Here is a 13231-nt window from a genome sequence, read left to right on the forward strand (position 1 = left end):
GAATAGCTCCCAGCGGCATAGCATGGCTGCTCCAACAACTCTCACGGACCAAGGCGAGCCACGCGGCCGGCAGTCGGGCCAGCCGCCTTGGTGGGGCGGCGCCCGAGGGCTATACTGAAAATCCACCGTCTCGGTGCGCGCGGTGATAGGGCGCGTACCATCCTCAGCCTCACTGAGATTGGGGAGTGGACGGCGTGATCGGCTTCCACATAAGTGGCAAGCCAGTCCGAACCGGGCCAGACTGCGCAGTCCGACCTGGTTCGGGCGAACCGATTCGACTTGGGCGAGAGCGGACGCAGTGCGGCGGCGTCGACCAGGTCATGACAAGGAGAGCAAGGATGGTTGCAGCCGGCCAGCCGGCGCGGATTTCGCGCGGCAAAGACCGGAACGACGAAACCTGAATGCACCGCGGGCTGCGGGCCGAGCCAGTTTGCCGAACGGCGGCTGGAAACGGGCTAAAACGGTGGCTGCGAGGCCTAGATTACCGGTAGTTTGGGGTGAGACCCAAGTTCGAGGCGCCAAAAAATGGCGTCTTTTTTTGCCCCCCAGAAAAATGGGACAATATTGTCTCATTGTGACGCATGTTTTGCATGTCGCATGGCGATCAACAGCGCGGCATTGGCCCGCGGCGGGTCCAACCATCGCGATTCGGCGCGGGTAGCGCAGATGGGACACTGGTGGGACACTCATCGGGAGAAGGCAAGAAAAACAGAGAGTCATGGAGATTTCTAAGTGCCTGATTCAATTGCGCTTTTTGTACCTCTATTGCCCCTGATTTCTCGTGATCTCCGACCCATAATCCGTTGGTGCCGTGTTCGACTCACGGGAGGCCCACTGGCATCCAGACGGCTTTGATGACCTCGGCGCCGCGACAAGGGGAGCGGAGCGATGCATCAAAACGAACATCGACGACGGCACGATCGGGTTGTAGTCCTATCATGGTGAAGTCCTCATGAACTCGGCCACCCGCTCCCACGGGTTCGCTCCCCACGCGCCTGTCCCATTGATGCTGTCCAACAGCGTTCTGTAGGCGGATACGGCAGTCGAGTGAATCGACGCGTTGGCCCAAGGTTGCCAGCCCCTCGCGCAGCCATCGCCATGCGGAAGCAAGCCCTCGGCAATCGCATCGGCTTCGGTGCAGTTGTTCAGCTGCTCGACGCGCATGCCGGCCACGCCCAGCAGGATGCGCGAGGCCGCGCGCGGCATGTGGATGGCCGGTCGTTTCCATCAACGCACGTGACCCATCGCGCGCGCAGGGGCGCTGCTCTCGTGGCGGCGTATCGATATTCCCGGCCAGCATCGAGCGTCATGTTGACGAAGTGCCACTCATCATGGCCCTTCGTGGCCGAGAACCGTGTCTCCCAACGACCCCAGGCATAGAACGTCTCGCCGACGTACAGGCGGTCACCTGGTGGGCCATACGGGCACCGGGTTTCCCGGTTCGTCGACAGCGACTGGTCAGCGAAAATGGTCTCGGCCGGCTGCCAGCCCATGAAGCCGGTCCACAACTCGACGCCGTCGGCGCCATGCCACGCCAGGTTGTCCGCCTTGACGATCCGACGCGTCTGCGTCTTCCGGCCGTCCAGGATGGCGCGCACCATTGACGTCTAAAGAGGAGTGGACGCTCTTTGGTCATGCTAGGATCCTTGTCAGCCTTGGGAGATGGTCATGAATCGCCTTACCGAATACCGTGGGTTCGCGATCAATGCTGATCTGGTTAACACCTCCGAGGACATGTTCGATGTCTGGTTCCAGATCGAAGGTCCGATGAAGCCGCCGGGCGCCGCAGCACTCGGCAAGCGAATCAAAGTTCACGGCGGTCCGTTCTCGCGCCGCTGGGCACATCTCGTCGCCGAAGTAGCAGGCAGGGCCGCGGTGGACGTTATTCTTGGCGTCGAGGAATAGGCTCATGCTGCGAGCCACATCCGGCTTTCTTCCATCGCATGCTACGATCCTCGGAAACGATGGGGGACTGCCATGCGGAATGCTGCCCTGTATAAGGTGCTCGTTGCATCGCTCAGAGATGAGGGGCGCCCGGAAGAGGAAATAAGGCGGTTTGAGCAGCACTGGCAAGCTCTTGGACCACACAGCGGGTTTACGTGTCCGGTTTGTTTCCTGGACAAGAACGAGACGCATGCTCTTAAGTCGCTCCCAGAGGACGATGGCGAAGAGCCTGTTAAGTGCCCGAACTGCCAGTCGTTGTTTTACGTTCCGGCGGGCAGTTGAACTCACCCCGCCCCCCTCATTCGCTAGAATTCTGCGAAACCAACCAGGGAGGCGACCTTGGGCGAGCGCATGGCATGGGTATCCGAGGAATACCGTGGGATGTACGTCCATGTCATGACCTTCTGGATTGTTGGCATCCCAGGCGCCAGGCCGCCGCCTGGCCAGAAATGGGGGTATGTAGTCGAAATCCGATACACAGCCGAGCCTGATGACGACGCCATCTACGGCCCCGCGTCGGACCATAGCGATTACTTCACCAAGGCAGCTGCCGAGCAGGCCGCATTGCACTACGGCAAGCGAGCGATCGACGTGCTTCTTGCGCTTGGTTGATCTCACCCCGCCATCCCCGTCCGCCTCGCTTCCTTCGCATGCTACGATCCTCCGGGACGACGGGGGGCAAGCCATGGCGAACTTCGAAAGCGATGACGAAATACTTGATTGGATTGCTAAACACAGTGAGGCCGAATTCCGGCAGAACGTAGAGCACCACACGTTCGGCAACGGGCGTTTAGAGAATGCCCGGGTGTATCTCGATAGGATCGACGGCCAGCGAGCGGGGATACGCGAGGAACGAGCGATTCTGGCGACGGAACAGGCGGCGGGAGCAGCGCTGAACCAAGCCGAGAGTGCGCGACAGGCGCTCCGCATTTCCAAATGGGCCCTCGGGATAGCTATCGTTTCCGCATTTGTGACAGTGGTCGGCTTGTTATCCGGCAAATAGCCCATTACATCACCTCCGCAGGCTGTGCCACCGACAACGCCACCGCCACTGGCCGCACCCAGACCGGCGTGGCCGACAACATGAACGTCTCGCCCGACTCGGCCAGTAGCAGGGTGGTGCCCATTGCCTCGGCGATCGCGCGCGCGGCGTCCGGCGGCACAGCGTTGCCGATGCGCTCGCGCCATACCTGATCGCTCGGCCGTCCAGTTCGAGGTATTCCTCGGGCTCACTCAGCGAGTGCAGCGCCGCCAGCTCCAGCGTGGTGAAAGGGCGGTGCCAGGTGCCGTCCAGCGCGCGGATGATCGCGATCAGCTTGTCGTTCTCCGCCGGCAGCCGCGGGTCAGCAACCGACCAGCGGCCGTTGTCGTGGCCAGCAGCTGCTGACACAGCGCCGCTGGGTTGGTCCCATCCGATAACGCCATAGTGCCCACCGGTCAGGTAGTGGTCGCCGCGCTCGCGCCGCATGCCTGGACGCGGGTCAGCCACCGCATAGGCACCCTGGCCCGTGTCGCTGCGCGCAATGACGGGCCGGCCGGCTCGTCGCTTTCTGAGTCAATGCCCTCCATTTTGCCGCTCCGGCATTTGTCTACCTTAAAGCGTGGCGCTATTGTGAGGATGAGAGTCACTTACTGCCAGAGGCCAAAAAATAGGTCTACGATGAAGGCGTGGTGATTCACTTTTAACCCCACAGTCCGCAGCCATGATGCTTCCAGGCACTGCGCCGTGACGCCAGAAGAACGCGCCCGAGAGCGACGCCCTTTGGAAGATGAGGCGGTGCCAGTGAACCTGAGGCTTGTCCGCCACTCACCAACAGGATGGAAGCCACCACATCTGCGTTGGACGGGCGAGGAGCCGACAATGAAATTGATTGAGTCGGACGAATATCGGGCATTTCTTGTTGCTTTGCAGCATAACGGTCTGGCAGAAGATGATTTCGAGCTTGCCGAGACCGATACGACGGACCCAAAGGGCGACGAAAACTTTGGTCTGCAGGGATATGTCGCAGTAACCAGACGATCAACTCGAGTTACGCGGGAATACCCCATCGGCTACGAGACAGATTGGGTGCAGCGCTTCAGTAAAGATCTGGGAGCCTGCGCATTCGATAAGCTGGAATGAGATACCCCAGGCCATGAGGCACGGGGGTAGGAAAACCCGCCACCTGGCAGATAGGGATATTAGGCTGGAAGGCAGCCCAACTCGAAGGTGGTTGGAGCGTGCCCGAAACCGGCAGAGGCATACTGCACATTGTCAGTGGAGATAGAACCATGAGGGCGCAGATTGATGAAGGCACCCTGGAAATCTGGGGAGAGAACCCGACGGAAACCTGGGCGTTGGGCAGGTGGCATAAAGAACACCGAATCAGTGCTGGCACGGTCAGCATCTACCCGGTCTCGCCAGAGATAGAACATAAGCCGCTACTCGGGAGCATGGAAGGGCTGGTAGTGGACGCCCACGACCAAGCGACGGATATGCTCACGGTTAGCCACCGTCCCAATGGTCTTTTAGTGGATGCGATTGACTTGGCGCCGTTTCAGATTGCGCGCATTGCACTATCGATGCTCCTGGGAAGAAATCCACTCTCTATCAAAGTGGGAGACGTTCTCGACTTTTATATCCATCCGCAGTTTGGCGAGTGGGTTGATGACTACAAGAAAGAGATGGAAACGCAAGCGACGAAGCGTTCGCTGACTTACCCCGGGTGATCGCAAGCGGAAGACTCCAGAGTCATCCTTGACCTTGCCCCATTTCCATGCACGGCAAACCATGCAGAATTTCTTATCCTTGAATTGACAAATAGGATATTGGAATCATTGCCGAGCAGTTTCGACGCGGGCGAGTGAACCCAATCCCCTACGTGATGCGATATGAACCGTGCGGCCCGCGCCGCCGAAAAGGAGGGAAATAAAAACCAGCTTAAAGGACATCCGGACATCCGCAGGCACCTCCCGGAGCACCACCACGCGTTTTTCGTCTTCGAATACGTCGCTACCCCGCATGGGCCAGCCCTGGGTCGGCAGATAAAAGCTGTTTTCAATTTCGCTCTTGCCCGGCAGATTGGCATCTTCACCTGGGTTGAACCGGGTCAGCGCGCCAGCAGCAGTCTGCGTCGGATGGTGCCAGCCTTCGACCACGTTGTATCACAAAGAACCGAAACCCTCTTTCAAGGATTCCGGTTTCATGTCAGCCCGCCTACGTGTGGGCAGCCATGGGCGATGCCCACGGCCCGCTCGGATTACATCACGCGATCTTGACCTCAATGCGGCTCGGTTGCGCGTATTCGGCTTTGGGGATGCGCAGCTTGAGCACGCCGTGGTTGAACTCGGCGACCACTTTCTCGGCATCTAGTTCCTTGGAGAGCGTGAACACGCGCCGGTAACGCGGCAGGGAAACCTCCACGTAACTGGCGTCCATGCCCTCCGGCTGATCCAGGACGACGTCGCCCTTGATGGTCAGGATGTCGCCTTCCACCTGCACGACCAGCTTGTCCTTGGGCACACCCGGCAGATCGGCGTACAGGGTGATGCCTGCGACGTCCTCGTACACATTCACTGGCGGTATCAGGGCCGCTTCAGCGCTGGCTGTGTCGGCTTGTTTGGTAACAGCAGTATTTTCGCTCATGGCCAGATCCTCCTCGCATCACTGGATGCTGATTTGGCGCCGCTGCGCGGCTTCGAGGCGCTGGATGCTGATGTGCAGCACGCCGTCGCGGTACTTGGCTTCCACCGCATTGGGATTCACGTCGTCTGGTAGGCTCACCACACGGCGGAAGCGGCCGGCGAAGCGTTCATCGATATGCAGGGAGGTTTGCTCGTCCTTGTCAGAGAGATCGGGCTTGCGTTCGCCGACAATAGTCAGTACGCCCTTCACCAGTTGGACGTCGAGGCTGGCCGGATCGATGCCGGGGGCGAAAGCATAGATTTCCACCGAGTGCGGTGTGCCGCCTACATTCATGGCCGGAAAACTGACCCGACCGCGAATGCTGGGAGACAGCTCGAACGGCTGGTGCAGCTCGCGCTGCAGGCGTTCCAGTTCTGAGAATACGTCACGGGGAAACAGGGATCGATACATCATGTTTGCCTCCATTCGCTTTGGCGCGGGCGCCATATTCTGGCGTCCCCGGTTGCAATGGTAAGGCTTCCCCCGAGGATATCAAGTTCTTGATTTGACTGATATTCGCCATCATTCTTTCGAGCGGAAGAGCAGTGCTAGAGACGTGAAAAGGAGAACACGCATGGAATTCCAGGACTACTACAAAACACTGGGAGTGGCGCGCGACGCCACCGCGGAGGACATCAAGAAGGCGTTCCGCAAGCTCGCGCGCAAGTTCCATCCCGACGTTTCCAAGGAGTCGGATGCCGAACTGCGCATGAGGGAGCTCAACGAGGCCTATGCCGTGCTCTCCGACCCGGAAAAGCGCGCAGCGTACGAGCAATTGGGACGAGGCCATCAGCCCGGCCAGAAGTTCCATCCGCCGCCGGACTGGGACACCGGCTTCGAGTTCTCCAGTCGGGGCTTCTCGCCCCGGAAAGAGGCCGATTTCAGCGACTTCTTTGCTGAGTTGTTTGGCCACGTGGGGGGCGGACACCGCAGTTTCCATACACATGGTGGCAAGTCCCCGTCGCGCGGTGGCGATCACCACGCCAAGGTGCTGCTGGACCTGGAAGACACCTTTACCGGCGCCACCCGTCAGCTTTCGCTGCAGGTGCCAAGCGTGGACGCCCAGGGCGGGGTGCAACTCAGGAGCCGGACCCTCAGCGTGAAAATTCCCAAAGGCGTGCGCGAAGGTCAGCTCATCCGTCTGGGCGGGCAGGGTGCGCCGGGGATCGGTGGTGCGCCGGCGGGGGATCTTTTTCTGGAAGTGCACTTCAAACCGCACGACCAATTGAAAGTGAAGGGACGCAATCTACACCTCACCCTGCCGGTGGCGCCATGGGAGGCGGCGCTGGGGGCGGTGGTGCCCATCCATTTGCCTGGGGGAGAACTGAAGGTGCGCATTCCCCCCGGCGCGCAGAGCGGCAATGAGCTACGCGTGCGCGGCAAGGGCATCCCCGCGAATCCACCGGGTGATCTGCTGCTGGACCTCCAAGTGGTGTTGCCACCGGCAAATACCCCTAAAGCGCGGGAGCTTTATGAAACCATGGCGCGGGAATTGGCCTTTAAGCCGCGCCCTGATAGGAGTGCCTGATCCAAGCTTGATGACGACATTCTGATCGGCAGCTTGATGGAAGATGCATGGCTGACTCCCGAGCAAGTGGCGGCAGAAAGATACCACCGTGCTCGCTGTCTGGACGGCGATACTTTCAGTTTGCCAAGGTTCCTGTCCCACGAATCGGAACGTAGCACTTTCGAGTCAAGGCTGAACCTCATACGGTGCGAATGTAGACAAGCGCTGATCGACCATGCCGCCACCGATGGTAAAGTGATACAGGCTTTGCCAAGCGTGATCTTTGATTCCCAGCATGGCGTGCATTTCATCATCGAAAAAACAGCCAATTCCCGTAGCGCGCGCTCCGGAGGCTTCGGCTTCAAGATAGAGCGCCTGGCCGAGGATGCCGCATTCCCAGAAAAGATGGCGATAACGCCACGGTTGCTTCAGGGCGATTTCGAAATTTGCAAGCATTCCCAGCGCAAAGCAGGAATCGGCGGCGATGTCCTGGTGACAACAAATCATCTTTGCCACCGCGCGTAAATCGTAAGGCAGCAGAAAATAGAGAGGCAAATAGTCCGGCCCAGTCTTTTGCCACAGCCATTCCGGACGCAAAGCATGCTTGAGGCTAGGCAGCGCCCCGGAATGTCTCACTAGCACATACAGGCCCGGCTCCAGATCGTCCACGCGGTGCACCAATAGCGCCGGATGCACTGCGACAGGAGACATCAGCGTATTCCACGGTGGCGTGTCGCTGCGTACCAACAGGCATGCCAGCATGGCGAAAAAAGCCGCGGTGGTGATGCGCGTCGTACCATCGAAACTCATCGCGCTGCGGCGCTGCCGAGCAATTCGGGCAAAGCTAAGATCAAGGGCGGGCGTCCCGGACCACAGGTGCGGCTCCGGGTTTAGCGAACTCGGCTCGCGAGTACGAGACTTGTGCGTGGCGCGATGGATCGAATCGATGTCTGGCCAACTCTCATGTCCCGCGCTCAGTTGATTCGCGTATCCGTACCAGTGCGCCTTATTCAAAGCAGCCCGCAGGCACTCAGGGTCCGGCTGTGCTTCAGGATTGCCGATCCAAAGCAGGGCATCCGGCACCTCTGGTTCGGCCGCCCCAAAATCCTCGCGGCGGTCCAGTCCAAGCGCTGCGGCCAACGCATCATCCGCGGCAGCCTCCACCAGCCGCGTCTGCCAGCCGAGTGCTGCCGCGGCGTAACTCACTGCAGCGATAGCATGGCCGCAGTCATGCTGGCAGTAGCGCCAGGCGCGCATTCCGTATTTCCACGCCTCGCGCCAGTGGATCGAGCTTATGCCGACCAGGATACCGCCGCCCGAAAACGCCTCGGTCCATCGCGGATCGTCCACTTCAGCACGCCGTTCAAGTACATGGTCGCGGCTCAGGTAATGGTAGACCCCGCCAGACAAGCCAGGCAGAGCCGGACACAGAAGATAGCCCTCGGTCGGATGCAGATTCCCGCTCGAAGGATTGCAGCGCAGTGACCACCGCTGAGCACCATAGGACTTGCACGCTGAGAGGCCGAGTGAAAGTTCAAACAGGATTGCCAGGGTACGCAGACAGAATCTTTGCGCGGGCGGCAGAGTGCCACAGCGCAGCTCGTTGTAGCGTGCGGCCAAGGTGTCCGCGACCAATGGCAGAGCAATCCGCGGTGTGCCTTGAAACACCCGGAACGGATCTGGCTGGGTTGTCCAGTCGAGCCCTCTGGGGCCGGGAGCGTAGCTGTTGACACGGTGCTTGCTGCGCTCGTGATATTCAAGCAACACCTGCGTTAATCGGCTCATGTGCCTTCAGCCCAGGAATACTGATTTTGTATTATGGATCCTTATCGGCAACATGGTGTCGCGGCGACAAGTGAGCGCATCGGAGTACCGGGAGGGGCATTTTCAATTCCGCTCTTCCATGGCCTTGATCGGGTCCACGGCCTCCTTGAGGAAAGCTGTCTGGCGCCCACCCAATTGAGTAACTCTTGTTGGGAATCAAGTCACAAGAGCGTGTTCTTAGGAAGTAACATAACAACAGCCCATAAGCAATGACAAGGCGCTCATGAAGTACGCCCCAATACCTCTGGCCCAGACAAAGCGCTCGACAACATCGAGAAAGCGCCAGAGTGAACAACCAGATGAAGGTCGCAAGACTGCGCAACCCGGTCAATTCGATCCGCAAAGCAAGCAGATTGCAGATTTGAGCTAGTTCGCGTCGAAGCAGCAATCCAATGCTTCATCAACATCACTTGTAGTGCTATCGCGCCTACAAACGGATTTCTGACGCTGCCATCGCGGCATTCCTGTCCGGCTGTACCAATCAACGTTGACACCATGGGTCTCAACCCTCCGAGCGCAGTTGTGCCCGGATAACCGAGGTGCCGCTATGCGTACCCTTCTCTATTTTCGTTTCACAGATGCTGCTTCGGCCCGAAATGGCTGGACTCAGGTGCTTGCCCTATCAAGGGCGCCCACTTACGTAACGGGCCCGTGGTTCCTGGGGAGAGGCCTCAAGCCTATCGAAGGCTTTCCGGTTGCCGATAGCAGCCATACCACCTTCCGACCCGAAGTTTCGATGGCTGGATATATTATCTGCGCGGTACTGAGTATAGCTCTCGCCGGATACTACGGCGACCATTCTGACCCGCTGAGTAGTCTCACCGCCTATGGCCTTGGCTTTATGATCGGCGGCTTCGGTGGCTGGTTCCTCGGCGCCTTGAGTGGAAGCAGGCTATCGCGGCCTCGATTAGCCCGGCATGCGGCCTTATTGTCGCAAGGCGAGATTCTCATGATTGTGGGCTGCAAATCTTCCGAGAAGGATAAGGTTAAGACCCTGCTATATGGCAGAGGCGGGGTCGGCATAGAGGAGCACGGCGATTTTCTGCGTCATCTCCGCTGGATATGAAAATGGAATATATTCTATTGCCACCGGACTAGGCTTACGTCTCGGCCGCGACTGCCGGTTCCTGAAGAGACGGCTTCCGCTGCTGATAATGGCTTGCGAGGCGTGCCCAGACGCACCTGCAACGACGGTGGCGGATTCTTAGGAATCTCTGCCTTGAGCAACGGTCCGACAACGCGCCGACAGAATCGGACTGCCCCAGTTGCCTGTCGCTATTGACGTCAGTCAACTCTCATATATCCGACCTATCATGATAGTCGGACCCTGTGCATTCCAATGCAGAGCGATTGAGTCACTAACCGGAGTCACATATGACCGTCAGGTTCAAATGTTGGTCCGAAGACGGCGAGGAAGTCATCAACGTACCAAAATCTCAGCTAATCTCGGAGTTCGCACCCCACACGACATTGCCCGTAGTCCCGAAACAGGCAAAAGACGTCGAAGAAAAGGCCGTCAAATGGACGATGCCGGACGACCCAGATAGGTTTGGCGATTACGCGTAGCACTTACGCCGAGGCGCCCAGAACAAACAGCCCGCGCAGCGAACTGCGCGGGCCCCGCAGTCTCCGGGCGACGCGTCCGCATTGACCACATCCCAGAAAATCCCTCATCCGACATTCGCGGAATCGCCTGCGCATTGCCGCCACTCAGCCAGCCAGCAAATAATGGTTCCCTGCCAAAGATCCGTGAAAGCCCTTTTGAGCGCCATCCCGCAGCAGCCACAGCGGCAGGACTCCACAACGTTCAATTGCGCGACCTGGCCGCGGCCTAGCGACGCTCGCGATCCAATGGAAAGAGACAGGCGATTTTGCCGTCTGGATGTGTCTGGATGTTCCCCGCCGTATTTCTGTCCGGTTTTTCCCCAGAGGTTCGTCAGTGCCTAATGGAGCTGCTGCTCGCACAGCACGTCACGTATCTCAAGGACGTGGCGGGTAAAGACTTCGACTCAGTGAAGGCCTCGAGTTCCTCAAGGATTTAGCCCCCTTCCAGGATCGATACGATGCGACCGTCGCACGTCTCGTCGGCAATCTGCATCAGTTCCTTGGTGATCCAATGGAAGTCGCTGTCCTCCAGGTAAAGTGGACCCCTCAGTCAAGACAGCTTTCAACCGAATTTAAGCTGCATCCATTTCTTCACATGCAGCGGAACAGCGCTGCCCTGGTTGTGCGCGGGGAGAATCCCCTGCGCAGCGTAGCGGAGCAGGGGATTCTCCCCGCGCACCGCCGAACTTATCGACAATCATTGCCCCACCGCCCTCGCCGCTGGCATAGACGGCATCCGGCGTTTTGTAGCCCAGCGACTGGTGCGGTCGTTCCTCGTTGTAAAACGAGAAGTACTGCGCCAGCCCGATCATCAGCTCCGCCATGTTGGCGTACCCCTTCAGGTACACATCCTCGTGCTTCACGTTGCGCCACAGCCGTTCGACGAAGATGTTGTCCAGCGCCCGGCCGCGACCGTCCATGCTGATGGCGATGCCCTCGCGCTTGAGCACGCCCGTGAAGACGTGGCTCGTGAACTGGGAGCCCTGGTCGCTGTTGAACATCTGCGGCCTTCCATACTCGCGCAGCGCATCCTCCAGGCAGTCCACGCAGAACGACGCGTCCATGCTGTTGCTCAGGCGCCAGGACAGCACCTTCCGGCTGTACCAATCGATAATCGCCACCAGGTAGGCAAAGCCGCGCGCCAGCCGGATGTAGGTCACATCGGTCGACCACACGTGGTTCGGCCGCGTCACCGCCACGCCGCGCAGCAGGTAGGGATAGACCTTGTGCTTCGGATGCTTGGCGCTCGTCGCCGGCCCTGGCGCCATGCCCGCCAACCCCATCTCGCGCATCAGGCGCTGCACACGCTTGCGGTTCACCACGCAGCCCTGGCCGCGCAGGAACACCACCATGCGCCGGCTGCCGTAGAACGGCCGGTTCGTATATTCCTCGTCGATCAGCCGGCACAGCCGCAGATCCTCGTCGCGCTCTTCCCCAGCCGCCGATACACCGTTGCGCGCGACACTTCCGCCAGGTCGCACTGCCGGCTCAAGGGCAATTCCTCCGCGCCATCGATCCATCCCATCCGGGCTTCCCGGCTCATTCCCCCAACTTTTTTTTGAGCCAGTCCACCTCCATCTTCAGCCGCCCGATCTCGCCGTACAGGCGATCCTCGCCGCTCTTGTCCTCGGCCGGCTTCGGGCCGCGCCTGGCTTCGAACAGGGCGCCGGCCCGCTCAAGAATTTCTTTCTTCCACTGCCCAACCAACACCGGATGCACGCCGTATGTCTGCGCAATCTCGCTGATCGTCTTCACCCCGCGCACCGCCTCCAGACCAACCTTGGCCTTGAATTCCGCCGTGTGCACCTTGCGTTTCTTGCCTTCACTCATTCGCCATCACCCCGTCAAGGACGACAGCTTAAACTACCGCCTGATCACTGCCTCAAATCATGGGTCCACTTTAAGGTTCATGCAGCGAGGGGATCCAGGCGGTGCGCGTCGAATCCCGCGGGGACAATGAGGATTTCGGGGGCGAACGCCCTTAGCGAGGGAAGCACGAGGGCAGAAATCGCGGCACGGAACTGCGCCGACTCACAGCCGCGAGGCAACGGAACGTTGACGATATTGTGGTTCACCCCCTGTCTCGGACCGGGCTCCGGTACCGGGATAGAAAGGCGACTGGTGGCTGGACGCATAGAACAGCTCCGGGCGGTCGAAGAAAGCTGCCTGGGTTCCATTGCCGTGATGCACATCGAAATCGACCACAGCGACGCGCTCGAGTTTGTGGACCTCATAGGCGTAGGCTGCCGCGATCGCCGCCTGGTTGAAAATGCAAAAGCCCATCGCCTTCGCCGGTTCAGCGTGATGGCCGCACGGCCGCGTCGCGCAGAACACGTTACGCGCGTGGCCGTCCATCACCGCATCGACACCCGCGCAAGCAGCACCGACGCAGCGCATGACGGCTTCCCACGAGCCCGGCGCCATGACCGTATCGCCAGCGTCCAGCGGCACGTATCCGTGGGTGGGGGCGCTTTGCGCGATCTTGTCGATGTAGTACGAATCGTGGATCAATTGCAACAGCTCGACGGTGCCCATCGGCGCATCGCGCCATTCCAGCGAAGTGAACTCCGGCGTCCGCAACGCCTGCACGACGGCTCTTAGCCGTTCGGGCGACTCCGGATGGTGCGGCCCGGGGCGGTGTTCGAGACACGCGGTGTGGGTATAAATAATCGTAATTGTCATGTTCG

The 13231-nt window shown here is 59.7% G+C and carries 12 protein-coding genes and 4 pseudogenes; 7 read left to right on the forward strand and 9 right to left on the reverse strand.

The genetic code is table 11. From position 1 onward, the window contains the following. Positions 1–1145: 1145 nt before the first annotated feature. A complete protein-coding gene (locus tag ACZY0R_RS42045; RefSeq protein WP_488867594.1) occupies positions 1146–1601 on the reverse strand; it encodes a hypothetical protein in 456 nt (151 codons plus the stop codon). A gap of 67 nt (positions 1602–1668) precedes the next feature. Between ACZY0R_RS42045 and ACZY0R_RS42050 the strand changes: the two genes are divergently transcribed. The 3 genes from ACZY0R_RS42050 to ACZY0R_RS42060 all read left to right on the forward strand — a co-directional run bounded on the left by ACZY0R_RS42050 (position 1669) and on the right by ACZY0R_RS42060 (position 2947). Beyond that, complete coding sequence (locus ACZY0R_RS42050; RefSeq protein WP_488867596.1) at positions 1669–1905, forward strand: hypothetical protein; 237 nt, start codon at positions 1669–1671, stop codon at positions 1903–1905. 390 nt (positions 1906–2295) lie between these two features. Further along, positions 2296–2556 (forward strand): hypothetical protein, encoded by a 261-nt coding sequence (locus ACZY0R_RS42055; protein ID WP_488867597.1) that lies wholly within the window; start codon positions 2296–2298, stop codon positions 2554–2556. Between the two features lie 73 nt (positions 2557–2629). After that, complete coding sequence (locus ACZY0R_RS42060; RefSeq protein WP_488867599.1) at positions 2630–2947, forward strand: hypothetical protein; 318 nt, start codon at positions 2630–2632, stop codon at positions 2945–2947. A 4-nt stretch (positions 2948–2951) separates the two neighbouring features. Here ACZY0R_RS42060 and ACZY0R_RS42065 read toward each other — a convergent pair. Beyond that, positions 2952–3472 (reverse strand): annotated as a pseudogene (locus tag ACZY0R_RS42065) (DNA cytosine methyltransferase); the annotation flags it as partial. 333 nt (positions 3473–3805) lie between these two features. On the opposite strand from ACZY0R_RS42065, the gene ACZY0R_RS42070 reads away from it, so the two are divergent. Next, entirely contained in the window at positions 3806–4066 is a 261-nt protein-coding gene (locus ACZY0R_RS42070; protein WP_488867601.1) for a transcriptional regulator, read from the forward strand. Between the two features lie 149 nt (positions 4067–4215). Then, positions 4216–4653 (forward strand): hypothetical protein, encoded by a 438-nt coding sequence (locus ACZY0R_RS42075; protein WP_488867603.1) that lies wholly within the window; start codon positions 4216–4218, stop codon positions 4651–4653. 105 nt (positions 4654–4758) lie between these two features. On the opposite strand, the gene ACZY0R_RS42080 is transcribed toward ACZY0R_RS42075, so the two are convergent. The 3 genes from ACZY0R_RS42080 to ACZY0R_RS42090 all read right to left on the reverse strand — a co-directional run bounded on the left by ACZY0R_RS42080 (position 4759) and on the right by ACZY0R_RS42090 (position 6022). Beyond that, positions 4759–5082, reverse strand: coding sequence for a hypothetical protein (locus ACZY0R_RS42080; RefSeq protein ID WP_488867605.1), 324 nt, complete (start codon positions 5080–5082; stop codon positions 4759–4761). A gap of 106 nt (positions 5083–5188) precedes the next feature. Next, entirely contained in the window at positions 5189–5569 is a 381-nt protein-coding gene (locus tag ACZY0R_RS42085; RefSeq protein WP_488867607.1) for an Hsp20/alpha crystallin family protein, read from the reverse strand. An 18-nt stretch (positions 5570–5587) separates the two neighbouring features. Next, positions 5588–6022: an Hsp20/alpha crystallin family protein gene (locus ACZY0R_RS42090; protein ID WP_488867609.1), complete on the reverse strand. Its 435-nt coding sequence runs from the start codon at positions 6020–6022 to the stop codon at positions 5588–5590. A 160-nt stretch (positions 6023–6182) separates the two neighbouring features. Here ACZY0R_RS42090 and ACZY0R_RS42095 point away from each other — a divergent pair, with 160 nt between their 5' ends. Then, positions 6183–7136: a DnaJ C-terminal domain-containing protein gene (locus tag ACZY0R_RS42095; protein ID WP_488867611.1), complete on the forward strand. Its 954-nt coding sequence runs from the start codon at positions 6183–6185 to the stop codon at positions 7134–7136. Positions 7137–7301: 165 nt separating this feature from the next. Here the strand turns inward: ACZY0R_RS42095 and ACZY0R_RS42100 are convergent, their stop codons facing one another. Next, a complete protein-coding gene (locus ACZY0R_RS42100) occupies positions 7302–8900 on the reverse strand; it encodes a SagB/ThcOx family dehydrogenase (protein WP_488867613.1) in 1599 nt (532 codons plus the stop codon). 586 nt (positions 8901–9486) lie between these two features. Here ACZY0R_RS42100 and ACZY0R_RS42105 point away from each other — a divergent pair. Continuing rightward, positions 9487–10005, forward strand: a complete 519-nt coding sequence (locus ACZY0R_RS42105; protein ID WP_488867615.1) for a hypothetical protein — start codon at positions 9487–9489, stop codon at positions 10003–10005. 972 nt (positions 10006–10977) lie between these two features. Here the strand turns inward: ACZY0R_RS42105 and ACZY0R_RS42110 are convergent. The 3 pseudogenes from ACZY0R_RS42110 to ACZY0R_RS42120 form a co-directional block, all read right to left on the reverse strand. Further along, positions 10978–11076 (reverse strand): annotated as a pseudogene (locus ACZY0R_RS42110) (histone deacetylase family protein); the annotation flags it as partial. Positions 11077–11200: 124 nt separating this feature from the next. Continuing rightward, positions 11201–12374 (reverse strand): annotated as a pseudogene (locus tag ACZY0R_RS42115) (IS3 family transposase); the annotation flags it as partial. Positions 12375–12457: 83 nt separating this feature from the next. Further along, positions 12458–13226, reverse strand: a pseudogene (locus tag ACZY0R_RS42120) (histone deacetylase family protein); the annotation flags it as partial. Positions 13227–13231 lie beyond the last annotated feature (5 nt).

This window comes from Cupriavidus sp. F041 (assembly GCF_057814235.1).

What these genes read in the sequence shown, in the direction of transcription:
- ACZY0R_RS42100 (WP_488867613.1), bottom strand. Translation starts at nt 8,900, where the DNA reads ATGAGCCGATTAACGCAGGTGTTGCTTGAATATCACGAGCGCAGCAAG.
- ACZY0R_RS42050 (WP_488867596.1), top strand. Translation starts at nt 1,669, where the DNA reads ATGAATCGCCTTACCGAATACCGTGGGTTCGCGATCAATGCTGATCTG.
- ACZY0R_RS42105 (WP_488867615.1), top strand. Translation starts at nt 9,487, where the DNA reads ATGCGTACCCTTCTCTATTTTCGTTTCACAGATGCTGCTTCGGCCCGA.
- ACZY0R_RS42085 (WP_488867607.1), bottom strand. Translation starts at nt 5,569, where the DNA reads ATGAGCGAAAATACTGCTGTTACCAAACAAGCCGACACAGCCAGCGCT.
- ACZY0R_RS42055 (WP_488867597.1), top strand. Translation starts at nt 2,296, where the DNA reads ATGGCATGGGTATCCGAGGAATACCGTGGGATGTACGTCCATGTCATG.
- ACZY0R_RS42095 (WP_488867611.1), top strand. Translation starts at nt 6,183, where the DNA reads ATGGAATTCCAGGACTACTACAAAACACTGGGAGTGGCGCGCGACGCC.
- ACZY0R_RS42060 (WP_488867599.1), top strand. Translation starts at nt 2,630, where the DNA reads ATGGCGAACTTCGAAAGCGATGACGAAATACTTGATTGGATTGCTAAA.
- ACZY0R_RS42090 (WP_488867609.1), bottom strand. Translation starts at nt 6,022, where the DNA reads ATGATGTATCGATCCCTGTTTCCCCGTGACGTATTCTCAGAACTGGAA.
- ACZY0R_RS42070 (WP_488867601.1), top strand. Translation starts at nt 3,806, where the DNA reads ATGAAATTGATTGAGTCGGACGAATATCGGGCATTTCTTGTTGCTTTG.
- ACZY0R_RS42045 (WP_488867594.1), bottom strand. Translation starts at nt 1,601, where the DNA reads ATGGTGCGCGCCATCCTGGACGGCCGGAAGACGCAGACGCGTCGGATC.
- ACZY0R_RS42075 (WP_488867603.1), top strand. Translation starts at nt 4,216, where the DNA reads ATGAGGGCGCAGATTGATGAAGGCACCCTGGAAATCTGGGGAGAGAAC.